The sequence below is a fragment of the Knoellia tibetensis genome, from assembly GCF_048606415.1.
GTDB lineage: Bacteria > Actinomycetota > Actinomycetes > Actinomycetales > Dermatophilaceae > Knoellia > Knoellia tibetensis.
Genome location: NZ_JBMBWF010000001.1, coordinates 1,473,873 through 1,498,447, shown reverse-complemented (window position 1 = coordinate 1,498,447; position 24,575 = coordinate 1,473,873). Strand labels below are relative to the sequence as shown.

At 70.8% G+C, this 24,575-nt stretch carries 22 protein-coding genes and 1 tRNA gene; 13 read left to right on the top strand and 10 right to left on the bottom strand.

What is annotated here, in order from left to right:
• Positions 1–7 precede the first annotated feature (7 nt).
• The gene (locus ACOJV7_RS07165; protein WP_420189444.1) at positions 8–772 is read right to left on the bottom strand and encodes a LamB/YcsF family protein; all 765 of its coding nucleotides are present in this window, start codon (positions 770–772) and stop codon (positions 8–10) included.
• Between the two features lie 66 nt (positions 773–838).
• Positions 839–2,014 carry an MFS transporter gene (locus tag ACOJV7_RS07160; RefSeq protein ID WP_420189443.1) on the bottom strand — a complete coding sequence of 392 codons (1,176 nt, stop codon included), beginning with the start codon at positions 2,012–2,014 and terminating at the stop codon, positions 839–841.
• Positions 2,015–2,224: 210 nt separating this feature from the next.
• Between ACOJV7_RS07160 and ACOJV7_RS07155 the strand changes: the two genes are divergently transcribed.
• Positions 2,225–2,307, top strand: a tRNA-Leu gene (locus ACOJV7_RS07155).
• Positions 2,308–2,437: 130 nt separating this feature from the next.
• Here the strand turns inward: ACOJV7_RS07155 and ACOJV7_RS07150 are convergent.
• On the bottom strand, positions 2,438–3,424 hold the full coding sequence (locus ACOJV7_RS07150) for a globin family protein (RefSeq protein ID WP_420189442.1): 987 nt from the start codon (positions 3,422–3,424) through the stop codon (positions 2,438–2,440).
• A gap of 120 nt (positions 3,425–3,544) precedes the next feature.
• Entirely contained in the window at positions 3,545–4,333 is a 789-nt protein-coding gene (locus tag ACOJV7_RS07145) for an aminoglycoside phosphotransferase (RefSeq protein ID WP_420190383.1), read from the bottom strand.
• A gap of 78 nt (positions 4,334–4,411) precedes the next feature.
• Between ACOJV7_RS07145 and ACOJV7_RS07140 the strand changes: the two genes are divergently transcribed.
• Positions 4,412–5,041 (top strand): hypothetical protein, encoded by a 630-nt coding sequence (locus ACOJV7_RS07140; protein WP_420189441.1) that lies wholly within the window; start codon positions 4,412–4,414, stop codon positions 5,039–5,041.
• Positions 5,042–5,045: 4 nt separating this feature from the next.
• Here the strand turns inward: ACOJV7_RS07140 and ACOJV7_RS07135 are convergent, their stop codons facing one another.
• Together ACOJV7_RS07135 and ACOJV7_RS07130 are read right to left on the bottom strand one after the other, a co-directional pair.
• Positions 5,046–5,639, bottom strand: a complete 594-nt coding sequence (locus tag ACOJV7_RS07135) for a GNAT family N-acetyltransferase (RefSeq protein ID WP_420189440.1) — start codon at positions 5,637–5,639, stop codon at positions 5,046–5,048.
• Positions 5,640–5,665: 26 nt separating this feature from the next.
• Positions 5,666–6,031 (bottom strand): MmcQ/YjbR family DNA-binding protein, encoded by a 366-nt coding sequence (locus tag ACOJV7_RS07130; protein ID WP_420189439.1) that lies wholly within the window; start codon positions 6,029–6,031, stop codon positions 5,666–5,668.
• Between the two features lie 121 nt (positions 6,032–6,152).
• Between ACOJV7_RS07130 and ACOJV7_RS07125 the strand changes: the two genes are divergently transcribed.
• Together ACOJV7_RS07125 and ACOJV7_RS07120 are read left to right on the top strand one after the other, a co-directional pair.
• Positions 6,153–9,443, top strand: coding sequence for a KAP family P-loop NTPase fold protein (locus ACOJV7_RS07125; RefSeq protein ID WP_420189438.1), 3,291 nt, complete (start codon positions 6,153–6,155; stop codon positions 9,441–9,443).
• Positions 9,444–9,457: 14 nt separating this feature from the next.
• On the top strand, positions 9,458–9,838 hold the full coding sequence (locus ACOJV7_RS07120) for a RidA family protein (RefSeq protein ID WP_420189437.1): 381 nt from the start codon (positions 9,458–9,460) through the stop codon (positions 9,836–9,838).
• A 53-nt stretch (positions 9,839–9,891) separates the two neighbouring features.
• Here ACOJV7_RS07120 and ACOJV7_RS07115 read toward each other — a convergent pair whose 3' ends face one another.
• Positions 9,892–10,341: a cupin domain-containing protein gene (locus ACOJV7_RS07115; protein ID WP_420189436.1), complete on the bottom strand. Its 450-nt coding sequence runs from the start codon at positions 10,339–10,341 to the stop codon at positions 9,892–9,894.
• Between the two features lie 141 nt (positions 10,342–10,482).
• Here ACOJV7_RS07115 and ACOJV7_RS07110 point away from each other — a divergent pair, with 141 nt between their 5' ends.
• The 3 genes from ACOJV7_RS07110 to ACOJV7_RS07100 all read left to right on the top strand — a co-directional run bounded on the left by ACOJV7_RS07110 (position 10,483) and on the right by ACOJV7_RS07100 (position 12,304).
• Entirely contained in the window at positions 10,483–10,776 is a 294-nt protein-coding gene (locus ACOJV7_RS07110; RefSeq protein ID WP_420189435.1) for a DUF1905 domain-containing protein, read from the top strand.
• A 108-nt stretch (positions 10,777–10,884) separates the two neighbouring features.
• Positions 10,885–11,235 carry a hypothetical protein gene (locus ACOJV7_RS07105; protein ID WP_420189434.1) on the top strand — a complete coding sequence of 117 codons (351 nt, stop codon included), beginning with the start codon at positions 10,885–10,887 and terminating at the stop codon, positions 11,233–11,235.
• A gap of 148 nt (positions 11,236–11,383) precedes the next feature.
• Positions 11,384–12,304 carry a hypothetical protein gene (locus ACOJV7_RS07100; RefSeq protein ID WP_420189433.1) on the top strand — a complete coding sequence of 307 codons (921 nt, stop codon included), beginning with the start codon at positions 11,384–11,386 and terminating at the stop codon, positions 12,302–12,304.
• Here the strand turns inward: ACOJV7_RS07100 and ACOJV7_RS07095 are convergent.
• Positions 12,276–12,770 carry a hypothetical protein gene (locus tag ACOJV7_RS07095; protein WP_420189432.1) on the bottom strand — a complete coding sequence of 165 codons (495 nt, stop codon included), beginning with the start codon at positions 12,768–12,770 and terminating at the stop codon, positions 12,276–12,278. The two genes, ACOJV7_RS07100 and ACOJV7_RS07095, sit on opposite strands and share 29 nt — an antisense overlap.
• A gap of 98 nt (positions 12,771–12,868) precedes the next feature.
• Here ACOJV7_RS07095 and ACOJV7_RS07090 point away from each other — a divergent pair, with 98 nt between their 5' ends.
• Positions 12,869–16,312, top strand: coding sequence for an ATP-binding protein (locus tag ACOJV7_RS07090; protein ID WP_420189431.1), 3,444 nt, complete (start codon positions 12,869–12,871; stop codon positions 16,310–16,312).
• Between the two features lie 12 nt (positions 16,313–16,324).
• Here the strand turns inward: ACOJV7_RS07090 and ACOJV7_RS07085 are convergent, their stop codons facing one another.
• The gene (locus ACOJV7_RS07085; protein ID WP_420189430.1) at positions 16,325–17,050 is read right to left on the bottom strand and encodes a hemerythrin domain-containing protein; all 726 of its coding nucleotides are present in this window, start codon (positions 17,048–17,050) and stop codon (positions 16,325–16,327) included.
• On the bottom strand, positions 17,047–18,012 hold the full coding sequence (locus ACOJV7_RS07080; protein ID WP_420189429.1) for an SDR family oxidoreductase: 966 nt from the start codon (positions 18,010–18,012) through the stop codon (positions 17,047–17,049). The genes ACOJV7_RS07085 and ACOJV7_RS07080 overlap by 4 nt, the downstream gene beginning before the upstream one ends.
• Positions 18,013–18,280: 268 nt before the next feature.
• On the opposite strand from ACOJV7_RS07080, the gene ACOJV7_RS07075 reads away from it, so the two are divergent.
• The 5 genes from ACOJV7_RS07075 (at position 18,281) to ACOJV7_RS07055 (ending at position 24,558) form a co-directional block, all read left to right on the top strand.
• Positions 18,281–19,681 (top strand): hypothetical protein, encoded by a 1,401-nt coding sequence (locus tag ACOJV7_RS07075; protein WP_420189428.1) that lies wholly within the window; start codon positions 18,281–18,283, stop codon positions 19,679–19,681.
• A gap of 1,028 nt (positions 19,682–20,709) precedes the next feature.
• Complete coding sequence (locus tag ACOJV7_RS07070; protein ID WP_420189427.1) at positions 20,710–22,434, top strand: DNA/RNA helicase domain-containing protein; 1,725 nt, start codon at positions 20,710–20,712, stop codon at positions 22,432–22,434.
• Positions 22,435–22,441: 7 nt separating this feature from the next.
• Positions 22,442–22,780 (top strand): nucleotide pyrophosphohydrolase, encoded by a 339-nt coding sequence (locus ACOJV7_RS07065; protein ID WP_420189426.1) that lies wholly within the window; start codon positions 22,442–22,444, stop codon positions 22,778–22,780.
• A gap of 99 nt (positions 22,781–22,879) precedes the next feature.
• Positions 22,880–23,563, top strand: a complete 684-nt coding sequence (locus ACOJV7_RS07060; protein WP_420189425.1) for a DUF6345 domain-containing protein — start codon at positions 22,880–22,882, stop codon at positions 23,561–23,563.
• 17 nt (positions 23,564–23,580) lie between these two features.
• Positions 23,581–24,558 carry a hypothetical protein gene (locus ACOJV7_RS07055; RefSeq protein ID WP_420189424.1) on the top strand — a complete coding sequence of 326 codons (978 nt, stop codon included), beginning with the start codon at positions 23,581–23,583 and terminating at the stop codon, positions 24,556–24,558.
• The last annotated feature ends 17 nt before the right edge of the window (positions 24,559–24,575 follow it).

Here is a 24,575-nt window from a genome sequence, read left to right as displayed (position 1 = left end):
GCGGCGCTCAGGCCACGAAGGGCGCGATCGTCACGCCCGCGTCGGTGAGGGCCGCGCGGACGGCGCGGGCCGAGGCGACCGCACCGGGCGAGTCGCCGTGTGTGCAGACCGACTCGGCCACGACCGCGACGTCAGTGCCGTCGGTCGCCGCGACGACACCGTCGGTGACGAGCCGTACGACCCGCTCCGCGATGACCTCGGGGTCGTCGAGCACTGCCCCCTGTCGGCTCCGGGGCACCAAGGTTCCGTCCGGTGCGTAGGCGCGGTCGGCGAACGCCTCGGTGACGGTGCGCAGCCCCGCCGCCGCAGCCCGACCCAGGAAGGCCGAGGACGGCATACCGAGGACGGGGAGGGACGGGTCGAGGTCGGCGACGGCGCGCACGACCGCCTCTGCCTGCTCCTCGTGGTGGACGAGCGCGTTGTAGAGGGCGCCGTGCGGCTTGACGTAGGCGACGCGTCCGCCGGCCGTGCGGGCCAGCGCGTCGAGAGCGCCGACCTGGTAGACCACGTCGGCGGCGAGCTCGTCGGGGTCCATGTCGATGAAGCGGCGGCCGAAGCCGACGAGGTCGCGGTAGCCCACCTGCGCGCCGATGACGACGCCGCGCGCCACCGCCGCCTCGCACGTCCGGCGAAGCGTGAGGCTGTCGCCGGCGTGGAAGCCGCACGCGATGTTGGCGCTCGTGACGACGTCGAGCATCGCCTCGTCGTCGCCGAGGCGCCACGTGCCGAGGGACTCACCGAGGTCGGCGTTGAGGTCGATGCGGGCGGGCATGAGCCCATCGTGCTCCGTGGGCGGACTCAGCGGAGGGACCGGCACTCGGGCGCCGTGGCGCACCGCTCAGTCGGCCGTGGCCGTCTCCAGGTCGTCCCCGCGGAAGAGCAGCGCGAGCGAGCCGACGGCGACGCCGGTGACGAGGAAGACCGCGCCTGCGCCCCACACCGGGGTGAGGGCACCGACGCCGGCGGGGATGGCGAGCTGGCCGATGCGGTTGCCGGTGAGGCGGAGTGCGAGCGCGAGCCCTCGTTCCGGCGCAGGCGCCACCGACGACAACCAGGCGAGGGTCAGCGGCTGGCCGACGCCCAGGCCGAGTCCCATGAGGACCATGACGACGCCCAGAGCCGGCAGGGGCATGGGCACGGCGGTGAGCACGAGCGTGACGCCGGCCACGAGGACGCTCGTCACCATGAAGCGGGTGCGACCGATGCGGGCGACGATGCGGCTGATGGAGAAGCGGCTCACCATCGAGGCCACGGCCCGGAGCCCGAGCAACAGGCCGACGAGTCCAGCGCTGAACCCACGCTCGACCCCGATGACGGGAAGGTAGATGACGGTGAGGTCGACCGCGGAGAGGATCACGGCGCTCGCGAGGACCGCCGGCTTGAGGCCCTTGATGGCCAGGATCCGGCGGACGTTGGAGGGTTCGTGCGTCTCGTCGGGCACGACGGGCGGGGGCAGCCGGTTCATGAGGGTGAGGACGAGCAGGACCGTGCCCGCCCCCACCATGACGATCGCGAGGCGGGTCAGGCCCTCGCCCGATGCCGCCCGGGGGGCGAGCCCGAGCGCGAGCGGACCGAGGGCCTGGCCGAGGGAGGCGACGAGGGTGAAGTGCCCGAAGGCGGAGTCGAGTCGTCCCGGTCCGGCTGCCGTGGCCACCGCGCTCTGCCCCGCCACGGTGCAGGCGAGGTGGCCGGCGCCGAGCAGGCCCCCGACCGCGGCGAGCGCCACCGCCGACCCGGGTGTCGTGGCCAGCGCCACGACAGCGGCGCACATGAGTCCCGCACCGGCGACGAACAGCGGCCAGGCGCCCAGCCGGTCGTTCCACTTGCCCATCGGGATGGCGATGAGCAGCGCCACGGCGGCATAGGCCGCGCCGATGACACCGACGGCGCCGGTGCTGATCCCTGCGTCGAGCGCGGCATAGGTGATGAACGGCCGCGCGAGATAGGTCAGCCCCTGCACGAGCCCCGTGGCCACGAGGACGAGCACGACGCTCGTGCGCGGCGAGAACCTCATGGGGACATCATGCGAAGTGGGAACCGTCCATGGCGGCGGAGTCCGCGCGGTGAGCCGCCGAGAGGTGTCGAGCATGTCGTTCGAGGCGCCCGGATGAGCCCTCCGCCGGCCCCGGGGGTCGTGGGCACGGGTCTCCAGCTCTGCGTGGGCCGACCTACCCGAGCCGGTTTGGAGGACGTGGGGTGCGTGCGGCACACTGGGACGGCTCACGCGCAAGTGGCGGAACGGCAGACGCGCTGCGTTCAGGTCGCAGTGTCCGAAAGGGCGTGGGGGTTCAAATCCCCCCTTGCGCACGACACGACGAAGCCCCGGACCCTCGAGGTCCGGGGCTTCGTCGCGTCAGCGGCTCATCCGCCCAGCCCGTAGGCGACGGTGTCCCGCACCGCCTCGGGCACGAGGAACGCGAACTCTCGGATGTCCGGGTCAGGCGCCGTCACGTGAGACGAGGACCGACCGCAGCGGCGACACGGTCGTGTTGAGCGAGAGGATGGCGGCCTCCGGGGCGTTGTGCTCGCGCAGGGCATTGCCGAGCGTGGCGGCCATCCGGTTCCACACGGCCTCGGTCACCGGCTGGCCGCCGGACCTGACGTGGCGCAGGTGGGCGTCGGCGAGCCGCCGCACCGCCCCGACCGTGACACCCTCGCCGGTGAGCATCATGACCGTCGACATGACGTGGCGCTGGAGCGTCGTGCGGTCCAGCGACCCGAAGTAGGGCTGGAGCAACGGGTCGCCGGTGACGCGGTCGGAGATGCTCTGGACGACACCGGACCACGCGCTGCCCTCGGCGTAGTAGCGCAGCCAGTCCTGCAGCGGGACGTCCTGGGAGCGGACCCGCACCGTCGGCGCGGTCGTGAGGCGGTGGCCGACGGGCAGGTCGGCGAAGAGCGGTGGCGGTCCGGTGACGATGGGCTGGCCGGCGGCACGGGCGGCCTTGACCTCGCGCCGGGTCGTCAACGTGGGGGTGTCCGCCGCGCGGGCGAAGGCGGGCACGGGAGCGACGGGTGCCGGTGCTGCCGGTGCAGCGGGTGCCCATGTCGGGCTGGGCGCGACCGGCATGGCGGGGTCCGAGGTGGGTGCGGTCCGTGTGGCAAGCGGCGGGGTCGTCGTCACTCGCGTGGGCGGTGCAGCGGGCCGTGTCGGTGCAGCGGGTGCGGTCCGTGCGGCGGGCGGAGCAGTGGGGGTGACGGCGGGAGCCGGAGCCGGAGGCGCCTCTCGGTCGTCGTCCTGCACGCCCGCGTCGGGCTCGTCGTCAGCACGCGTGTCGAAGCCCTCGACACCACGTCCCGGCCCCGCCTCGGCACGCTGGCCCACCTCCAGCCCGGCGCGGTAGTCCCTCATCATCCGGTGACGCGCGACGAGCGCCCCGATGATGAGGAGCGTGCCGGCAACGATCATGAACCACGGCCACATGACTGGCTCCTCCCCAAGGCGTCGATGGTGGCGTGCCGACAAACTCTGTCAGGCCGAGCCGCGAATGGCGACAGTGCTCGCCTCGTGTCGCGGAATCACGGACGACCGGGCTCCGGCGACTCAGAGCGGGCCGGACTCGAGGGCGCGGCGGTGCGCCTCGAGGTCGGGGTCCTCGTCGCTGAGGAGGCGGAAGAGCGCGGCGCGCAGCATCGCCTGGCGGTCGGCGCCGGTCGCGTGCGCGCGCATCGCGGCCGGGTCGGCGCCGTGCTCGACGACGGCGTCGAGGACGCAGACCGCGTCGGCCCACCGGACCGGCCGCCAGTAGGGCGCGACGTCGATGACCATCGGCACGCCCTCCGCGTCGAGGAGGACGTTGCCCGCGATGTCGCCGTGGACGAGCTGGTCGGGTCCGAGCGGCGTCGCGTCGAGCTCGGCGAGGATGCGCGCGACGAGAGGAGCCACGGCGTTGGGGATGTTGCCCGGCTGGATCTCGCCGAAGGCGATGCGTTCCGCTCGGGCCCAGCGGTCGTCGCGCTCCCGTATGCCGTCCGGTCGCGTCGTGACGCGCGTCGCGAGTCGCGCGCTGAGGAGGTGTGCCGTGGCGAGGAGGACGTCGAGGTCGCGGCACGGCGTGGTGTCAGGCTCGTAGCGGCTCGCGGCCCAGCCGTCGACGACCCAGCGGCCGTCGCGGGTCGGGATCGGCATGGCGAGGCGGAGGGTGCGCGGGCGTTCGTTGTCGAGCTCGGCGGCGAGGCGGGCGACGACGGGGTTGAGCCAGGTGGCGGTCCGCGGGTCGCGGCCCGGTGAGAGGACGAGGTCGCCGGCGAGGACGCTGTGACCCTGTCCGCCGTCGAGCCGGACGGCGTCGGGTGGCACGGCGAAGAGGTCGGAGACGTCGGCGCTGGGCATCACGCGTCGAACGTAGCCCCGTGGACCTGACCTGCGAAACGGGGTCCCTCGCGTGCCGTTCAGGAGCACACTGGTTCCGTGGCTCTCGGCTCCCTCCTCGGCGCGCGGACCGGCGCGGCCCTCGCCGGTGTGACGCTCGCGCTCGGCGCGGCGACGGTCGTCGCGCACTCGGCGACGCGGCCCGACGTCGCGCCTGCGTCCGGCGTCACGGCGGACGACCCGGCGGGGCCGGATGGCCGGGGCGCCGACGCTCGGGACGACGGGGTCGGGCCCGATGCGACCGGGCCGGCGGCGTTCGGGCTGTGCCGGGCGTGGTCGAACCACCACAAGCACGACGACGGCGTCGAACGGGCGCAGGGGTCGGTCGCGATGCGCAACCTCGCGGAGGCGGCGGGCGGTGAGGCGCGGGTCGAGGGCTACTGTGCGACGGTGCGCCACCCGAGCGCCGGCGCGAAGCGCGGCGGGGGCGTCGACGACAAGGGCACCGGCGACAAGGGCACCAAGGCCGGGCCGAAGGACAAGGTCGGGAAGCAGCCGGGCAAGGCGGGCCGGTCCGGCAAGGACAAGCCCGGCAAGGACAAGCCCGGCAAGGACAAGCCCGGCAAGGGCTCGAAGCCCTCTGGGTCGCCATCGGCATCGCCATCGCCATCGCCATCGCCATCGCCGTCGGTCTCGCCGACCGCGACGCCCAGCCCGAGCGCCTCCTGAGGCCTCAGGCCCGCTGACCCAGCCGGCGGCGGACGACCCGTCGACGCAGCGTGGGCGTGGCCACGACCTCGTAGCCCGCCTCGAGGAACACCTGCACGAGCCCGACCGACGCCTCGTCCCAGATCACCGTCTTCCCCGGTGCCGGCTCGATCGGGTAGCCCTCGAGGACAGCGGCCCCGACCCGCTCGCCGTACTCGACGGTGGCGTGCGCGAGCTCGTATGTCAGCCCGGCCCGGCGGTGGCCCTTGCCCACCACGAAGCACGTGACCGACCAGACGCCCTCGAGCTCGGGATCCATCCGCATCCAGGGCTGCTTGCGAGCCCACAGCCGCGGGTAGTTCTCGCACGGCTCCACCGCGACCCAGCCGGCCGGCTCGCCGTCGACGTAGCCGACGAGCCCGGAGGTCGGGCCGTCGGTGCCGCAGGCGGTCTGCTCGAGCAGGGCGGCCTCGCGCTGCTCCTGCGTGGTGTCGCGCCAGATCCAGCCGGGCACCTTCAGCGCCTGGCAGCGGCACTTCGCCGCACCACCGGCGCCGAGGACGGCCTCGACGTCGTCGGTCGTCGCCTCGTTGGCGGGAAGCCAGGTGAACTCGGGCACGCGCCGACGCTAGCGCCCGTGCTCCATCAGCGTCCGGCCATCGGCCAGAGCTTCTGCGGCACGACCATGCACCAGGCGTCGAGGACGAGCTCGCGCATCCGGTCCTCGTCGAGCGCGTCGAGCCGGCACTCGACCCAGTTGAAGCGGAGGTCCGACTCCCTCGGAAGGAAGAAGACCTCGGGTTCGCTCTCGACGAGGGCGGCCCGCTCCTCCTTGGGGAAGGCGAAGCCCATCTCGGTCTCCTCCGGGTTGAACGCGACCCAGACGGTGCTTCCGACGCGGAACTTCACGTGGTCGCGCACGACGACCTCGACCGTCCGCGGCAGGCCCGCGACCGCAGCCCGCACGTCGTCGATCGTCACCGGCATACCGACGATCGTGGCACCACCCACCGACACGTATGCCGTCCAGCCCGCTTCCGGCGCACGTGCGGTTGCGCTTGGGCCAACGGACTGACAGGAGAGGCGCCGGCGCGGGACAGTGGGAGGCGGAAACCGGCGACAGGGGTGCGTCATGAGCAGTGCTGCGCCTCCTCCGAGCTCGAGCGGCCCGCCGACGGTGGACCTGCCCGATCCCGTGGCGGAGATCATCGTGGGTGCCGGACACCGCGTCGGCCCGCGCGTGCTCGAGTGCGCGCAACTGGCGGCGGCAGCGCACGCCGAGCGACATGCCAGCCGGCGGGCGGACGGGCCCGCGGTCAACCGGAGCACGTTCATCTGGGCACTCGGGCGGGTCGACGTCGAGGTGCGCTCCGCGCTGGACGTGAGCGGCGTCGACATCGACGAGTGGGGCCGGGAACTCGGCATCGCCGGCGACGGACGGCCCACCGGGGAGCCCTATGCGCTCGCGGTGGAGCTCGACCGCGCGATCCGCGCCTTCGTGACCCGGCCGAGCAAGATGCAGCTCACCGTGACGACGTGGGCCCTCGCCGTCGCGGTCTTCGAGGACGTCACGCGCCACGGCGGACTCGCCGCCGATCGGCTGAGGCAGTTCGGCACCAGCGCCGAGGCGGTCCTGGCAGACCTCCGTATGCCGTCCCCTGACGACGTCGGTGCCGGCGACCTGCCCTTGGTGCGAGAGGTGGAGCCGCGGCGGTTCGGGGTGCAGGTCGCCGAGGGCGTCTCGCCGGCGCCCTACGTGCCGCGTGACATCGATCCAGAGCTCGACCAGCGGCTGCGCGAGCGCGAGCCCGTCGTTGCGGTCGAGGCGCCTGTCGGAAGCGGCGCGATCCGCACCGTCTACGAGGCGCTGCGGCGTGAGCGGCCCGAGGACCGCGTCCTGCTCCTCCACGAATGGCTGGCCGACCGGATGGGCGACCAGCAGCCCGGCGTCGACGAGCTCGAACGTCTCATGTCGAGCGGTGCCGACGTCGTCTGGCTGCGGAACCTCGGGGAGCTGTTGGACCTCCACCCCGTCCTGGACACGTGGTTCCGGGCGCGCGGCGACGCGGTCGCGGCGACCCTCGTCCTCGTCGTGCGACCGGAGGACACGAAGCGGGCCGAGTCCCTCGGACTCCTGCCCGTGCCGCCACTGGGGCTGCGGCGGGAGCTGTCACCCGAGGAGCAGGCCCGCGCCGACCGTCTTTACGACGGCGACGTCCTCCAGGTCTCCGCGATCGCGTCGGCGACGCTTCGCCGCGCCGGGGCAACGCGCGCGACCTATGCGGCCGACTCGGCGATCGCCGCCCTGCTCGACGAGGCGCACGACGACCTCGACATCCTCGGCGACGTGGACATGCTGGCTCGGCTCATCGCGTCGAAGGACGTCCACCCGCCGCTGTCGATCGGCCTCTTCGGACACTGGGGGTCGGGCAAGAGCTTCATCATGAAGCAGGTCCAGGCGCGCATCCAGGAGTTGGCCAAGCAGTCCAGGGAGCTCAACGAGCGCAACGCCGAGCGGCGGGCCAACGGCGAGTCGGAGGGCATCGAGGAGACCGGCTACCTCGCCGAGGTCGTGCCGGTGGAGTTCAACGCATGGCAGTACGCCCATGGTGAGGCGCTGTGGGCGGCTCTCATCAACCGGGTCTTCGAGCAGCTCAGGGAACACCTCGAGAACGACGACCGCTACCGCGCCGTCCTCCAGCACGTCGCCGACAAGGACACCGCCGTCGCGCAGGCCCGGGCCAAGGTCCAGGAGGCGCAGTCGGTCGTGGATGCCGCGAAGCCGGCGGGTGACGACCGGGTCATCGCCGACGTGGCGCAGGAGCACGACATGCCCCCCACGGCGACCGACAAGATCGAGGCAGGCCTGCAGATCGACGTCGCGAAGCAGCAGGTGAGCGACCTCAGGGACGAGTACCACCGGCTGCTGACCGCACGGTCAAGGCTGGGCCGGGGCTGGACGACCGCCACGAGAGCACGCAGGGCGCTCGTCGTCGGACTCGCCGTGGTCGGGGTCGCCGCCGTCCTGCTCTATGTCTTCGTCCCCGACGCGTTCGCGCAGCTGCTTGCCCTCGTGAGCGGGGTCCTCTCCCTCGTCACGGCCCTCACCCAGGTGCTCAAGCCGGTCAATGAGGGCCTCGAGCAGGTGGCCGAGGTGCTCCGCGTCGACGACGCGGACAAGCAGCGGCTCCAGCAGGCGCAGGACGACCTCGCCCGTGCGACGAGGGAGCTCGTCGAAGCCAAGGCCTCGGGACTGGCCGGTCTCTATGGCTACGTGAGCGAGCGCAGCAGCGCGCAGGAGTACAGACAGCTGCTCGGCATGGCGCCGATGATCCGGGACGACCTCGAGCGGCTGGCGAGCCGGTCGCGCGAGGGCGAGGGCCTGCCGGGCATCGAACGGATCGTCATCTTCATCGACGACCTCGACCGCTGCCCGGCGTCCGAGGTCGTCAGGGTGCTCGAGGCCGTCAACCTGCTCTTCGGTTTCGAGCTCTTCGTCGTCGTCGTGGCCGTCGACTCCCGGTGGCTCATACGCTCACTCGACGGGCAGTTCGGCGACGCCTTCGACAAGGACGACCCGGAGGCCCCCACGGCCCAGAACTACCTCGAGAAGATCATCCAGATCCCGTTCTGGGTGCAGCCCATGCGTCCCGACGGCTTCGGCAGGCTCGTCACGAGCCTCGCCGGTCAGGTGGATGTACGGCGGGCATCGGGGGACGGCGGGGGCGGGCGGGGCACCGCCGGCCACGGCCCGGCCGGTGACGGCGGAACCTCGCGCACCGGGCCGGCCGCCGGGCCCACGAACGGTGATGGGGGTCAACGACGCGGCAGCGGAGGTGACATCTCGGGGGAGGTCCCGGGACGGCATACGGGGGACGGCGGCGAGGTGACCGGCGGCGATCGCGACGTCGTCACGCAGACCGAGGACGGCACCCCGCAGGCGGACCTCAACCCCGCCGCATTGCGGCTCACCTCCGACGAGCGCGACCTCATGACGAACTTCCTGCCGCTCGTGCAGACGCCGCGGGCGGTCAAGCGCCTCCTCAACACCTATCAGCTCTTGAGGGTCTCGGTCGACGACGTCGACGCCTTCCTCGACCGCAAGGAGTACGCGCCGGTGCTGGTGCTCCTCGCCCTCATGACCGGCACCGTGCAACTGTCCGACGGGAAGGTGGACGAGCTGGCGGGGATGAGGGAGGGCACCTTCGCCGAGTTCCTCACCCCGGCGAGCGATGCCGGGGGGAAGGCGTATGCCGCGGCGAGGCGCGGATGGGAGGACGTGGCCGCCGCCTGCGCCGGCCTTCCCACGGAGACGCTGACTCCCGAGATCCTCAGGACGTGGATGCCCAAGGTGGCGCGCTACTCCTTCCACCACGTCCAGGTGGAAGCGTCCTCACAACCCCCGCAGGAACCCTCGCCCTGATCGGAGAAGCACGCATGCCACGGACCACCATCACCGACGCGCCGGCTCCCAAGTCGCCGCTCTACGCCCAGGCGGTCGTCGCCGGGCCCTTCGTCTTCGTGTCCGGCACCGTCGGCATCGACGTCGACACCGGCGCCCTCGCCGGGCCGACCATCCAGGAGCAGACCCGACAGGCCCTGACCAACTGCCGCACGATCCTCGAGAGCGCCGGCGCCGGGCTGGACGACGTCGTCGAGGTCGGGATCCTCCTCACCGACCCGCAGGACTTCGAGGGTCTCAACGAGGAGTACGCACGGTGGTTCGCCACCGACCCTCCGACGCGCTACGTCGCCGCCCTCGGGGTCGCGCTGCCCGGACTGCTCGTCTCGATCCGGCTGACGGCCCACGTGGGCTGACGCCTGTCTCTGTCTGCTCGCGCTCAGTCGGGCTCACCTGGGTTCGGCCGAACTCAGCCGGGCTGGACGGTCCACTCCGGCGGCTCGTCGCCACCTGACTCCTCGTCGCGCTCGGCGTCCTCCGCCGTCTCGTGCACCTTGCCCTGCGCGTGGTGCGACGGCGCGTAGACGGCATACAGCTGGAGCGGTTCGTCGCCGGTGTTGACGACATCGTGCCAGTGGCCGGCGGGGACCTGGATCGACCAGCCGTCGCCGACGACGGTCTCGGTGAGGTCGTCCTCGCTCGGGCCGACGCGGAAGACGCCGGAACCGGCGTCGATGCGCAGGAACTGGTCGGTCTCGGGGTGGACCTCGAGCCCGATCGACGAGCCGACGGGGATCGACATGAGGGTGACCTGGAGGTACTTCCCGGTCCACGCGACCGTGCGGTAGGTCGTGTTCGCCTTCGTCGCCGCCTCGATGTCGAAGGCGTTCGGCTCGGGTCCGTTGTCGCGGGTGCTCATCGCTGGTGCAGTCCTCTCGCTCGGCGTCCTCCGAGGCTAGTAGCGCAGGTCGTATGCCGGGGAGCCGGCTCCACGGCATACGCGCGCCTGTGCGTCTTGCCCGGTCCGTCGGGTGACGGTGGTCGTGCGTAGCCTGCGAGCGTGAGGTTCACGTTCACTGCGCCGCTGTGGGAGTGGAGCGCGCAGGGCGGCTGGTTCTTCGTCACGCTGCCCATCGACGCGGCCGACGACATCGCGGCCCTCCCGCGCAGCGAGCGCGGGTTCGGCTCGGTGCGGGTCCGCGTGACCGTGGGCGCCACGACCTGGTCGACATCGGTCTTCCCCGACACGAAGCTCGGAAGCTACGTGCTGCCGGTCAAGAAGGCTGTGCGCAAGGCCGAGGGAATCGAGGACGGCGACGACGTCGAGGTGACGCTCGAGGTCCTCGACGCGTGAGGTCCCGCCGTGACCGGCCCCGACCGTACCCGGGAATCGCAGTGGATTCGCAGCGCCCTCGTCGAGAGTCGCCTCGCACGGCCCGCATATCCACAGCAAGGAGTACGCATGATCCGCACGAAGCTCGCGGCACTCGCGGCGACGGTCCTCGCGGCCCTCTCCGTCGCCCTCACCGCGACACCCGCCCATGCCAACAACGAGGAGGTGGTCTTCCTCGGGGCGAACAACCAGGTGATCGCGCGTGCCTGGTACACCGACTACACCGACACCCTGTGTGTCTGGGCGGCCTTCTCCGGCGCGTATGCCGGCATCGGTCCGGAGGGGGACGCGATGCGGTATCCGATCGGCACGTCCGGTGACACCCGCTGCACCGACAACCTGTCGATCCCGGAGGACGTCTGGTGGCGTATCCGGCTCGAGTTCCGAGGTGCCGTGAAGTTCAAGGGCTTCTACACCTGAGCCGCCCGCTCCCCGTCCCCTCACCGGGGACGGGGGGCGCGCGCCGGGGACGGACAGCGCGCGCCGACGGCTGAGGGCCTCTGCGGGCGCCGCGCGTGATGCGATGGGGGCTCCACCCCCACCACCGCGCGAAACCTGGAGTCCGCCCATGACATCGGTCGCCAAGGGCCTGCCCCTCTACCGCCGACCCAAGGAGCTGGCCCGCCGGGTTCTCGGCGCCGTGGTGGCGTTCCTGCTCAAGGCCTACGGAGCGGCGGCGGCCCTCAGCGTGGCGCTGAGCAGCTCGGAGACGGTGGGCGGCAAGGCCTACGACGCGGTCCACGCCGTCCCCAACCTCACCGAGCGCTGGCACCAGGCGCGCTACGTCGTCGAGCACCGTGAGCAGGTCCAGGCCACCCTCGACTACGCGCGCGACAACGCACCCGACCCCGAGCAGCTCGACGCCGCGGTCCAGCGGAGCTCCGAGACGGTTCGTCAGATCAGTACGACCTACGACGAGGTCACCGCGGCCAAGGACGCACTGCTCGGCATCCGCCCCACCAACGTCTTCGAGTCCGTCCCGCAGGTGAAGCAGCACGTCCAGGCGGCCTGGGCGGGGAGGCCCTCACTGCAGTCGATCGAGGACCTCGAGACCCGGGCGCAGGACGCGGAGGCCTTCATCTCGCAGCTCAACCTCCAGGACCCGGTCGTCCGCCGGATCTACGCCGACCTGCGCAGCGTCCTCGACAACTTCGCCAGCGACGAGATCGCCGCCACCCTCGGCGTCATGGGCATCGCACTGCTGGTCGCGTGGGCCCTGAGCCTCGCGGTCGGCTTCTGGGCCCGCCGCGGCCACCCCGGGCTTCTCGCGTGGGCCCTCCAGAGCCTGGGTGCGCGGCACTTCAAGCCCTGGTACGCCCGCAACCTCGAGTACGCCATGGGCGCACCGATGTATGCCGTCGCACGCGAGCGCATCCAGCGCGACATCGTGGCGGACCCGGAGACGCTCGATCCCGAGGCACTCGCCGAGCTCGAGCGCTGGTTCGAGCGCCGCCGCGCCGTCAGCCCCGCCGCGTCCACACCCGACTGAACCTGCGCGCAGCGAGGACTCCCACGACGGCGAGCATCGTGACCAGAAGCCCTTGGTATGCCGTGTGCGCACCCGTCCGTGCCGGGTCCGAGTAGCCGCCGTCGAAGAACCCGGACACGACGCAGACCGGTGCGACGACGGCGAGCAGGGCGCTGGCGACGAGGGCGGGACGCCGTCGCCGACCGGAGGCGAACCACGCGGCGACGAGCTGGCCGAGCATCATCGGCACGGGGATCGACAAGCGGCCGGTCGGGCCCATCGCGTCCCACACGGTGTCGGCGAGGCCACCCGCGACCGAGAGGAACGCGCCCCCGACCGAGACGACGGCGAGCACGACGACGGCGACGAGGACGCTGCGGTCGGGTGCGGCTGCTGGGTGGGCGTGGGTACCACGCTCTGGGAGGACCGGCATACGGGCCGTGGTCCCGGAACGGTCGTCGCTGCGGAGGCGGTGCGGTGTGGTCATGGGTCCAGAGTCCCGGGAGCCGCTTGAGTCGGGCTTGGGTGCGAGTGGCGCGCCCGAACGGGCCTCCCAGCGGCGCTGACGTCAGTAGCGTGACCGGGGTGTCGGTGCAGGTGAGCGTCCTCGGGGCGACGGCGCTCCACGGGTCCGACGGGCCTGTCGAGATCGCGGCGCGCAAGCGTCGTGCGCTGCTCGCCGCCCTCGCGCTCGACCTGGGCCCGGTCGTCTCGGCTGACCGGCTCGTCGCGCTCATGTGGGGTGACGAGGCGCCCCCGGGTGCCTACGGCACGCTGCACTCCTATGTCTCCGGGTTGCGCCGGCTGCTCGAACCAGGTCTTGCGGCACGGGCGAAGCCGACCGTCCTGCTCACCTCGGACGAGGGCTACCGGCTCGCGCTCCCCCGCGACGCGGTCGACGCGACGGCCTTCGCCGACGAGGTCCGGTCCCGGCACCGGGTGTTGGGAAGCCTCGCCTCGCAGCTGACGACCGGGCCGGACGAGACGTGGCCCGGGCGCGGCGAGGTCGAGGAGCAGGTCGAGGGCCTCGAGCAGGCGCTGCGGAGGTGGCGCGGCACGCCGTACGCCGACCTCACCGACCATCCCGACGTCCTCGCCGCGCGCACCGGTCTCGAAGGGCTGCGGACCACGGCGAACGACGACCTCGTCCTCGGTCTGCTCGCTCTGGGCGAGCACGCGACGGTGCTGCCCCTGACCGAGCAGGCGACCGCTCGTGAACCGCTGCGCGAGCGCGGCTGGGCGCTGCACGCGCTGGCCCTGGCGCGTGCCGGGCGCCAGGCCGAGGCGCTCGACGCGATCCGGCGGTTGCGCGGTGTCCTCGACGACGAGCTGGGCCTCGACCCGGGACAGGAGGTCCGCGACCTCGAGACCGCCCTCTTGCGGCAGGACCCGGCGGTCCTGGGCGGCTGGCTCGCCAACGGCTCCGCATTACCGATTCGCGTCACCCGGTTGGAGGATCGCAGGGACCAGGACCCCGGCGATCCACCACTCGGGCCGACGAGCCGGGGCACTGGTGAGCCGTCTGCGATCGGGCGGGACGAGCACCCCCTTGTGGGCCGGACCCGCGAGCGTGAGGTCCTCCGGCAGCTGCTCGGCGACGCCTTCGCCGGACGGCCCGCCGTGGTGCGCCTCGTCGGCGAGGCGGGTGCGGGCAAGTCCCGCCTCGTCGACTGGGCGGTGGCCGAGGCGACCGAGCGCGGCATGGCCGCAGCCGTCGGCACCTGCTCTGCCGATGAGGGTGCCCCACCGTTGTGGCCGTGGCGGCAGCTCCTCACCCGGCTCGACCTGCCGACGCCACCCGAACTCGCCCACGACCCGAGCGGCGACACGGGTGATGGCACGACCGCCGAGCGAGCCTTCGCCGCCCACGACGCCATCGCGCGGACGGTGCGTGAGGCGGCGCGAGACTCCGGCCTGCTCCTCGTCCTCGACGACCTGCACTGGGCCGACACCCCGACGATGCGCTGCCTCGCTCAGGTCGTCGCGAGCCTCGGTCCCGGTGACCGGGTGGCTGTCGTCGCCACCCGTCGCGCCACCGGCGGCAGCGCCGCCGCGGCTGAGCTCGACGCCGCCCTCGCCCGGCACGGCGCCACGACCCTCGAGCTCGGCGGTCTCGCCGACGACGAGGCACGTGATCTCGTTGGCTCCATCCTCGGCGCCGACGCCCGGCCCGAGGTCGTAGCGGACTGGCGGGCGCGGACCGACGGCAACCCCTTCTTCCTCGTCGAGCTGGCCCGCCTCGCCGAGCAGTTCGGCCGGGTCGACGGCGAGGTGCCCGAGAGCGTCCAGTCGGTCGTCCGGCACCGGGTGGCCGACCTCTCTGAACCGGTGCGCGAGCTGCTCCTCCTCGCCGCCGCCCTGGGGCGCCAGCACCCACCGCTCCTGCTCGCCCGGGTCGCCGACCTCGACCCCGAGGAGCTGCTCGATTGGCTGGAGCCGGCGCACGAGGCAGGCATCCTCCACAGCACGCAGGGTCTGCTCTCCTTCGACCACGCCCTGACCCGCGACGCGATCCTCGCGATGACGACGCCGAACCGGCTGTCCCGCACCCACGCCCGCATCGCCCGCGCCCTCGAGGCCGCTCCCCCGTCGGCGGTCAACCCCGCCGAGCGAGCCTTCGACCTCGCGCACCACTGGCTCGCCGCCGGACCCCTGTATGCCGGCAGCGCCTGGCCCGCTGCCGCCGCGGCCGGTGCCCTGGCCGCCGACGACTTCGCCAACGTCGAGGCCGCCGACCTCTTCAAGGCAGCGCTCGGGGCGCAGGCAGCGGATCCGCAGGGGTCGGCATACGAACGGTTCGACCTGTTGCTGCGCTTCAACGAGAGCGCGGCGCGCGCGGGGATGTGGCGCGAGGCCGTGGACGCCGTCGTCGAGGCGGTCGCCGTTGCCCGCGCGCTCGACGACCCCGCCCGCGTGGCGACGGCGGTGGCGTCGCTGACGCGCTACTCAGTGTGGGCGCCGATGGACTTCGGCGTGGTCGAGCACGAGCTCGTCGACGACCTGCGGGCGACGTTGGCCCGGCTCGAGCCGGGCGGCTCGCGGGAGCGGTGCACGCTGATGCTGGCGCTCGCGGCCCAGCTCTACTACTTGCCGGGGTCGGACGCGGAGGCCGAGGCGCTCGTCGACGAGGGGATGGCGCTGGCCCGGCGCTTCGAGGACCCGGCGCTCCTCGCGTGGGCCGCGCGGACCGCTCAACTGGCGCTGTGGCGGTGCCGGTACCTCGGGATGCGGCGAGCCCTGTCGGAGGAGGAGGTTGCGGCGGCTCGCTCGTCCGGCGACGTGGCGGCCGAGGCAGTTGCGCTCGCTGGGCTGGCGAGTGCGGCAGTCGAGGCGGGTGACCGGGCGACGTGGGAGAGCGCGAGCGGTGCGGCCCTGACGATCGCGCGTCGGCGGCGGCTCGCCTATGTCGAGTTCGCGCTGCGCTTCGTCGAGCTCAACCTGCTCGTGCTGCGTACCGACGACGACCCGTCCGCTGCCGCCGACGAGCTGCGTGGGCTGACGGGCGTGACGATGTCGATCCCGGCGAGCGACTACATCGAGTTCGGCATCGCCTACGCGCTCGCCGCGTGGAACCCACCGGCCGCGAAGGTTCTCGCCGAGCAGATGGCCGCAGCCGACCCGACCGCGACCGACGACATGACCCTGACGCCGATGCTCCACCTCTCCGCCGTGGCCGGCGACAGGGACCGGGTCGAGCAGCTGCTGTCCCGAACGAGCCTGCCGACGGAGGACTGGAGCGAGTCGATGGACCTCGCGCTGTTGGCGATTGCCGCGACGGCGGTCGAGGACGCGGACCTGGCGCGGCAGGTGGCCGAGCGGCTGGGGCCGTTGTCCGGGCGGATGGCCGTGGCCGGCACCGCGAGCCTGCAGGGACCGGTCGACTGCTTCCTCGCGATGGCGCTCGCGACGGCGGGAGACGCCGAAGCGGCGCGCGTCGCGGCCGACCGAGGAGAGGCGACGGCCCGCGAGTGGGGCATGCACGTCCTCCTCGACCGGTTCGCGGAGCAGCGCCGCTCGCTCGGTAACTGAGCCTGCGGTCCGTCAGGGAGAAAGGGTGGCTCCGAGCGGGTCGGCGTGACGGAAGGCGCGCTGCTCGCGACGGGCGTAGCCGCGGCGCACCACGGCATACAGCAGCTTGAACGGGCCACCGCTGAAGGCGAAGAAGCGCTCGAGGGCTGCGGGCGGCAGGCCGTCGGTGACCCAGCCGATCATGAAGGGGGTGTCGCGCAGGCGGTAGCCCTTCTGGATCGCGAGCTCGACGCCGGCCATCTCGTCCTCGGTCATGACGCGCTGGACGAGCGGCAGGACGACGGTCTCCTCGTGCCGGAGGTGGTCGCCGAGGAGCTCGCGCAGGCCGGCGAGCCGAATCTCGAGGGCGTGCCGATGGTCGTCGCACGGGTGCTCGCCCATGGCGCGGAAGGCGTCGGTGAGGGCGGCGAGGGCGGGGTCGATCTCGGCGTGCTCGTCGCTCATCGCGGTGACCTCGGCGCGGTCGGCGTTGGTGCCGCGTGCGCTGACGGCTGCGTGGAGGACGGGCCAGTAGTGGGTGTCCTCGGCGTGGTGGTGCTCGTGGAGGACGTGCGTGAAGCGGTCCCACCGCGCGCTGAGGGCGGCCCAGGTGTCGGGCTCGCCGAGGGGCGTAGCGGTCGCGGCGGCGGCGAAGCGGGCGAGGTCGCGGCGGAAGGCGTGGTGCATGACGTACATGCCGGTGTGGTCGAGCGGGCCCTCGGCGACGTGCGTCTGGCCGGGCAGGTCCAGCTGCTTCACCGCAGTGCCCCTTCCGTGCGCGAAGCGGCCGGTATGCCATCCGCTCCCGTCTTGGTGGCCAGCGCGAGTCCGTGCTCGGCGACGACTCGGCGGACGAACTCGGTGAAGTCGGTCGGCGGGCGGCCGAGCAGGCGGGTGGTGGCGTCGAGCTCGGACTGCTTCGTCTTGACGGCGAACCCGCGGAGGGCGCGGAAAGACGACTTCCAGTCGTCGAGGCGGTAGCCGGTGAGGTGGGCGGTGAGTGCCGTGTCGATGGCTTCGTCGTCGTCGCCGACGTACTCGACCGGTGTGCCGAGGGCGTCGGACCAGGTGTCGGCGCACTCTTTGCCGGTCAGGGACCGCGGGCCGCAGACGGGGTAGGCGCCGGCGGGGGTGCCCGGGTCGAGCAGGACGTTGGCGGCGATGTCGCCGAGGTCCTTGAGGTCGACCCGGTTGAGGCCCTTGGGGTGGGTCGGGAGGACGAACTTGCCGTCGCGGATGACATCGAGGAGGACCTCGTCGCACTGCATGAAGTTGCCGACGCCGAGCATGACCGGGTTGGTGTTCGAGGTCTCGACGAGGTGGCCGATGGCGATCTTGCCGCGGTAGCGCGGAAGGAGCCGGCCGTAGACGGTGCGCATGGCCCACTTGGCGAGTCGGTTGGGGGCGTCGATGTGGATGCCGGCGAAGACGAGGCGGGCGTGGGCTCGCTCGGTGGCGGCGATGACGGTCTGTGCGAGGGCGACCTCGTCGGCCTCGTGCGGCGAGATGTGGAAGACGACGTCGACGCCGCGCATTGCTGCCTCGAGGGCGGCGGGGTCGCGGAGGTCGCCTCGGTGGACCTCTACCTCGTCGGTGGGCCGGAGGCGGGAGGGGTCACGGACGAGGACTCTCGGCGTGACGCCGCGCTCGTTGAGCGAGCGGATGACCTCTCGACCCATGAGCCCGGTCGAGCCGAGGACAAGGATGGTGGGGGTAGACATGGTGTGCCTTTCGTGGACGGTTGTTGCTGCTGTCCACGACACTGACGGCGGGTTCTTGAGCCTCACTTGTGCCCGACTCGAATGGTCCAAACGCCCATCTTGTGCTCGGCGGCGGCACCGAGCACGGCCGAGCCGTGATGTCTGGAGCGGTCTCGAATCACGGAGTTCTTCGGGCGCGTTCATCGATATGGGCCAAGGTGCAGTTCCTCCGCGCCCTGCCTCGGTACGGTGCCTAAATCACATTCGCAACCCTTGGGGGCATCACCACATGGCCGAGCAGTCGTGGCATGAAGCGCGTCTGATCCCGACGTCTGGCATTAACGGGGCCGAGGAGCAAGAGCGACGAGCGACCTCAGCACTGCTCGCTGTGCTGGGTGCTGTCAAAGAGTTCAATCGTGCAATCCTCAAGCCCCTCGGTGCCCCGGTGGGCGCCGTCGAGTGCTTCATCGAGGTGCCGTTCATGATCAGCGACAAGAAGGTCTTCCCCGATGGGCTCATACGCGTTTCGCGTGGCGCCAAGTCGTGGACCGCTTTAGTCGAGGTGAAGACCGGGAGCAACGACCTCGCGACGGAGCAGCTCGAGAACTACCTCGACGTGGCACGCGAACAAGGGTTCGACGCGCTCCTGACCATCAGCAACGAGATCCCCGCGATAGCCGGACAGCACCCGACCAAGGTCGATAAGCGAAAGCTCCGGAAGGTCGATATTCACCACCTGTCGTGGTCGCAGGTGTTGGCTGAGGCGGTCATGCAGAAGGAGTTCCGCGGGGTCGCCGACCCTGACCAGGCGTGGATCCTCGGCGAACTCATTCGCTACCTCGAGCACACTCGCAGTGGTGCGCTGGAGTTCGACGACATGGGCGAGTCCTGGACCGGCGTTCGTGACGCCGTGGCCACCTCAACGCTGCGGGCAAGCGATAAGAACATCCCGGCGGTGGTGTCCCGCTTCGACGCCCTACTCCGGTTCACCAGCTTGAGCCTGGGGCGGCGACTCGGAACCGAAGTCGTTCCTGTCCTGTCCCGCAAGGAGCTCGCAGAACCTGCATTGCGAGCCGCCGCGCTCACTCAGCAGCTGGCTAATAGCGGACAACTATCTGGCACGATCCGGATTCCAAACACTGCCGGTCATCTGGTCATCACCGCCGACCTTCGCGCCGGCCAGGTCACGTGCCATGTCGACATTGACGCCCCGCGCGAGGGGCGTCCCACGACCCGCGTCAACTGGCTCATCCGGCAGTTGAAAAACGCCCCGGACAGCACCCGTATCGAGTGCATGACGGCTCATGCCCGCGGCTCATCCAGCGCGGAACTCCTGCGCGCCGTGCGCGAGAACCCAGGCCTGCTGGTAAACGACCCCGCGAAAGAAATCAGATCGTTTCGAGTCGCATTGACTAGCACATTGGGGACCAAGCGCGGCCGTGGGCGTGGAGCCTTCATCGATTCAATTCTCACTGCAGTCGACGACTTCTACGCAAACGTCTTGGGCGACTTGAAGACATGGTCCGCAACGCCGCCAAAACTTCGTCCGGATGGCCCAGCCATTTCGAAGGAGCGCGAGCCGAGCCAGCCCGTCAGCCTGTCGTCCACCGACTATTCATCGCAGGACGGTCCAGACCAGAGTGAGGCGACGGACCGCGAAGACCTACAAACCGCCGAAGAGGTCAGCTGACGCCACTAGCACACGGTTCACTTCATCGGCGTGAACTTCATCCCTGGCGCACGCGGGAGATCTCCACAGTGCGACCGGATGAGCCAAGTGTGCCCTAGTAGTCCCCATCGCGAACGGCATGACGTCCACGTCTGTCAACCTCATCTTGAGCGTGGCGCACCATGGTCGTGACATCCTTCCCTTCTTCTAGGGCGAGAACCTGCCTCACGGTTACCCGGCGCCCCGCAACCCAGGTGGAAAGAGACGACGACCTCTCTACCACTTCGCGATTGACCTCGATGGCCCTGACAACCTCATAGGTGACGGAGTCCAGAAGGACGAACACACACGTATCGAAGGCGAAACTTCGAAAGGGGGAGTACGTCTGCGACCTCTTGGACGAGCCGTCTGTCACCCGGCACTTGACCTGCAGGTACCGATCGCCGACGCGAACATCCCAACTTTTCTCGGAACTCTTGGCGATTTGTCCGTGGAAAGCTTCTGCGACCAATAACTCAGCGTAATCGCCAGCCGGGGCGTTCCGAGACCAGATGATCCGTCGATAAATCAGTTCTGTAAGGATCTGAGAGTAGAGAGCCAGTAGCTCACGGGGACTGTGCCTGGTGAGGTCGAAAATGGGGGCGGGCACACGAGGACGCTACTTGAGTGGTCGCACCCAGCTGGCCACAGTCGAGGAGTTAATGCGTCCTTGGCGTCCAGACGCGCGTCACCACGATCCGCAGCCTGGGGCCGAGTCCCGCCCGTGATGTCCAAAGGCGATGAACTGATCCACTTGTGGCATAGCCTGACCTCGTCATTGCGGCCCGACGGGCTTCCCACGGATATGCCCCCACCCGCACGAGTTACTTCGTGCTGCTTGGGGACCCTTCGTGCACCTGCTCCGCACCTCCGTCGATGGGCTGTCGGCACTTGAGGCTCACCTCGCTGATCGACTGGCGGAGCAGATGGCAGTCCAGTTGGGGCATCGCCCATCCCCCAGTGAGCGCCACTCGTGGGAGCGGTCGATCCCAGCCTTGCGCGCCGACCTCATGGATGCTGGCCTCGGTCAGGTCGAGGTGCTCCTCGAATACCGACTCCCCCTCACGAGCAAGCGCGCCGACGTCGTCCTCGCCGGCCAGCATCCGACAACGGGCAAGCCGTCCTTCGTCGTCGTCGAGCTCAAGCAATGGAGCGAGGCCGAAGGCATCGAGGGATCAGACACCCTGTTCCGCGTCGCGCCATACATGAAGCGCGAGTACCTCCACCCCGGCCTGCAGGTCGACGGCTACTGCGACTACCTGCGCGACTTCACCACCTACCTCGCAGAGAACGACCACTCGCTCGTCGGGGCGGCATACCTGCACAACGCCACCGACGCCGGTGTCGGTGACATCATGGCGGCGCCCAGCGGCTCGCGATCGCGTGTGTTCACCGGTCAGCGCCGAGGCGACTTCGTCGACTTCCTCCGCACACATCTGGCGCCTGAGCCCGGCGCCGAGACTGCGGACGCCCTTCTCACGAGTCGTATCGCGCCCAGCCGGCATCTTCTTGCCGTCGCCGCTGAGGAAGTCCAGCAGCGCGAGATGTTCACCCTCCTCGACGAGCAGCGCTTGGCCTACGAGCAGGTCCTCCACGGTGTGAGCCAAGCGCGGGGCGCCGACACCAAGACCGTCGTCATCGTGACCGGGGGACCTGGCAGCGGCAAGTCGGTGATCGCCCTGTCCGTCATGGGTGAGCTGGCGCGGCAGGGCCGCTCCGTTATGCATGCGACAGGATCGCGGTCCTTCACCCAGACCCTGAGGAAGGTCGCGGGGAAGCGAGCGCCCAGGGTGCAGAAGCTCTTCGCGTACTTCAACTCGTTCATGGATGCCGAGAAGAACGGCCTCGACTGCCTCATTCTCGACGAAGCCCACCGCCTCCGCGAGACCTCGGTCAACCGCTACACGCGCAAGGAGGTGCGCCTCGTCGCGAGGCCGCAGCTCGAGGAGCTGGTCGACGCCGCACGGGTGCCTGTCTTCCTGCTCGATGACCACCAAGTCGTGCGCCCCGGCGAACTGGGCACGGCGGACGAGATCGAGGAGTACGCCGTCGAGCGCGGCCTTCGGGTGCGCCGCATCAGCCTCGACGACCAGTTCCGCAGCGGTGGTTCGGAGGTCTACGTCTCGTGGGTGCAGCAGTTGCTCGGTCTCGAGGGCGGTACCCCCTCCGTGTGGCCCGGCGACCCACGCTTCGAGCTGCGCACAGCAAGCTCGCCTGAGGTGATGGAGACCTGGCTGCGCAAGCACCAAGAGGAGGGGCTGACGGCACGGATCGCCGCCGGCTACGCCTGGCCATGGAGCGACCCACAGCCCGACGGGACGCTCGTCCCCGACGTCGCGATCGGTGACTGGGCGCGTCCGTGGAACCTCCGCGGTGAGCGCTCGGTCGGCGGAGCGCCACCCGCAGCGCTCTGGGCGACGGACCCGGCGGGTTTCGGCCAGATCGGGTGCGTCTACACGGCGCAGGGCTTCGAGTACGACCACGCCGGCGTCATCATCGGACCCGACCTCGTGTGGCGTGAAGGCCGTTGGATTACCGTGCGAGAAGCGAGCAAGGACCCGGACTTCCGCAGTCGCAAGACCGTCGGTGATGATGACTTCGATCGACTCGTCCGCAACGTCTACAAGGTGTTGATGACCCGCGGCATGCGTTCAGTGGTCATCTATGCGACCGACCCCGAGACCCAGTCCCATCTCGAGTCGCTCATCCCGGGACGACTCAGCGACGACGACTAGGACATCCATGGAGACGAGCGACTGGACCGACCGGATCCGCACGTTCGCCGAGGAACGGGAGTGGCAGCAGTTCCACACTCCCAAGAACCTGGCGATGGCACTGAGTGTCGAGGCGTCCGAGCTGGTCGAGATTTTCCAGTGGCTCACGCCCGAGGAGTCCGCCGCGATCATGAGCACCGACCGCGGACAGGCAGTTCGCGACGAGGTCGCCGACATCATGACCTACCTCCTCCGCTTCGCCGATGTCCTCGGCATCGACCTCGATGCCGCCATGAGCGCCAAGACGGAGAGCACCGCCAAGCGCTACACCATCGAGAACTCCCAAGGCAGCTCCGCCAAGCGCTGACCGAACTCGCGTCCGCAACGTATCTGGACGGCATACGTCTGCCTCCTATTCGCTGTAGCCGTCACCGTGACGGCGTAGGGGAACGCAAGGGGGCACGACATGGCCAAGTACGTGGGGTCGTGGTGGATCAAGGACGGCATCGACGGCCGCCGACTCGAGGCCGAGGGCTTCGCGTCGACGCTCGGCGGGCTGTCCGAGTTCGACTGGACCCAGAACCACGGTGAGAGCGACGTCAAGGAGTCGGACTTCGTCACCACCACCAACGTCACGCAGCGCAGCGACCAGGTCGACGCGATGCAGATGAGCTCGCACGGCTGGCAGGACGGCTTCCTCGTCTGGGGCGGCGACGTCACGACAGGCGAGGCCGTCGACTTCGGCAAGAACGACCTGGAGATCTTCGCGACGCACGCGTGCGACCTGCTCCACCACGGGTCGGACAACAGCGTCGGACGCTGGATCCCGGCGTTCCAGCGGCTGCACTACATGCTCGGCTTCCACAACAGCAGCTACTCCGGCGGCGGGCAGAACGCCCGCGGCCAGTGGTTCGCGATGTATGCCGCGTGGTTCTTCTATGGCCCGCTCAGCTGGCTCTTCCGCATCGACATCCCGGTCCGCGAGGCATGGGCCGAGGCCAACGAGATCGTCGAGGGCAGCAACGTGCAGTGGGCCTACCTGCGGGCCGAGGCGTCCGGCGCACCGACCTACAACGAGCGGCTCCGCGCCGATGAGACCAACGACCCCGTGTCCGGCCGGTCCTTCTGGACCGCGCGCGGCACCTGCTGAAGCCCGAGGAACCAGCCATGACACTGACATTCAACGACGTGGACCTCCGCGTCGACCTGCCTCAGATCCCCTTTGCCGCACCGGTGGTCGCACACACGCCGCCGTGCCTCAAGGGCAGCGAGGACACGACGCGCGCCATCGCCGACGTCCTCGGCATCGACCTCAAGGGCACCGCCGAGGTACCCCACGGCTACGCCGTCGGCAGCGACCGCGGCCAGGTCGAGGTCTTCTCCGCGAGCGGAGCGTTCCGCGCGCGCAACGTCGAGCGACTCACGGCATACGAGGACGAACGCCGGCCCTGGCGCGCGGTCGAGCGCGACGACTCCGGTGAGTGGCACCTCGCCGAGGGCGTCGCGGAGCGCGTGTCGCACCACGGTCTCGAGATCCTCTCGCGCATCGGCATCGAGCAGGACTTCGCCTCACTCGACGTCGTCCTCGGGCAGTGGGCCCAGCTCGACGAGGAGAGCGGCAAGGAGATCGACAGCGGACCCGGGCGCGCGACCGTCCGCCTCTCGTATGCCGTCGAGGGCCTCGCGCTCATCGGTCCCGGTGCGAAGACGAACCTGCACTTCGACCCCGACCCCGATGGCGGCGACGACGGTCTCGCGCTTGCACGGATGTTCCACGTTCGGCGCGCGACCAGCGGCGTCGGCGAGGTCCGGACGCAGTCGCTCGACGAGGCGTTCGCCGGCCTGCTCGGCCAGTCATGGTCCGGCGCCGGTCTGCGCGAGGGCGAAGCACGGATGACGGTGACCTCGGCGGTCTTCGGCCTCCTCGCACTGCCGGCCGACGTCCTCCAGTCGTATGCCGTCCCAGCCCTCGCGGTCGAGGGTTCCGTGAGCGGGGTGCTCGTCGGAAGGGACGAGACGGCGACGGTGCGGTTCGGTCAGTACCTGCCGCTCGCGCACCCGAAGGCGATCGCCGAGGCGGGCTACGGCGGCGGCCAGCTCACCCCGGGCGCCGTCGTCAGGGGAAGCCGCGCCCGCGGGGAGTGACTGCTCACCAGCCAGGG

What these genes read in the sequence shown, in the direction of transcription:
- ACOJV7_RS07150 (WP_420189442.1), bottom strand. Translation starts at nt 3,424, where the DNA reads ATGTGGCCGTGGTTCATGATCGTTGCCGGCACGCTCCTCATCATCGGG.
- ACOJV7_RS07075 (WP_420189428.1), top strand. Translation starts at nt 18,281, where the DNA reads ATGGCCGAGCAGTCGTGGCATGAAGCGCGTCTGATCCCGACGTCTGGC.
- ACOJV7_RS07100 (WP_420189433.1), top strand. Translation starts at nt 11,384, where the DNA reads ATGACATCGGTCGCCAAGGGCCTGCCCCTCTACCGCCGACCCAAGGAG.
- ACOJV7_RS07105 (WP_420189434.1), top strand. Translation starts at nt 10,885, where the DNA reads ATGATCCGCACGAAGCTCGCGGCACTCGCGGCGACGGTCCTCGCGGCC.
- ACOJV7_RS07125 (WP_420189438.1), top strand. Translation starts at nt 6,153, where the DNA reads ATGAGCAGTGCTGCGCCTCCTCCGAGCTCGAGCGGCCCGCCGACGGTG.
- ACOJV7_RS07145 (WP_420190383.1), bottom strand. Translation starts at nt 4,333, where the DNA reads ATGCCCAGCGCCGACGTCTCCGACCTCTTCGCCGTGCCACCCGACGCC.
- ACOJV7_RS07115 (WP_420189436.1), bottom strand. Translation starts at nt 10,341, where the DNA reads ATGAGCACCCGCGACAACGGACCCGAGCCGAACGCCTTCGACATCGAG.
- ACOJV7_RS07095 (WP_420189432.1), bottom strand. Translation starts at nt 12,770, where the DNA reads ATGACCACACCGCACCGCCTCCGCAGCGACGACCGTTCCGGGACCACG.
- ACOJV7_RS07055 (WP_420189424.1), top strand. Translation starts at nt 23,581, where the DNA reads ATGACACTGACATTCAACGACGTGGACCTCCGCGTCGACCTGCCTCAG.
- ACOJV7_RS07070 (WP_420189427.1), top strand. Translation starts at nt 20,710, where the DNA reads ATGGATGCTGGCCTCGGTCAGGTCGAGGTGCTCCTCGAATACCGACTC.
- ACOJV7_RS07165 (WP_420189444.1), bottom strand. Translation starts at nt 772, where the DNA reads ATGCCCGCCCGCATCGACCTCAACGCCGACCTCGGTGAGTCCCTCGGC.
- ACOJV7_RS07060 (WP_420189425.1), top strand. Translation starts at nt 22,880, where the DNA reads ATGGCCAAGTACGTGGGGTCGTGGTGGATCAAGGACGGCATCGACGGC.
- ACOJV7_RS07160 (WP_420189443.1), bottom strand. Translation starts at nt 2,014, where the DNA reads ATGAGGTTCTCGCCGCGCACGAGCGTCGTGCTCGTCCTCGTGGCCACG.
- ACOJV7_RS07120 (WP_420189437.1), top strand. Translation starts at nt 9,458, where the DNA reads ATGCCACGGACCACCATCACCGACGCGCCGGCTCCCAAGTCGCCGCTC.
- ACOJV7_RS07065 (WP_420189426.1), top strand. Translation starts at nt 22,442, where the DNA reads ATGGAGACGAGCGACTGGACCGACCGGATCCGCACGTTCGCCGAGGAA.
- ACOJV7_RS07080 (WP_420189429.1), bottom strand. Translation starts at nt 18,012, where the DNA reads ATGTCTACCCCCACCATCCTTGTCCTCGGCTCGACCGGGCTCATGGGT.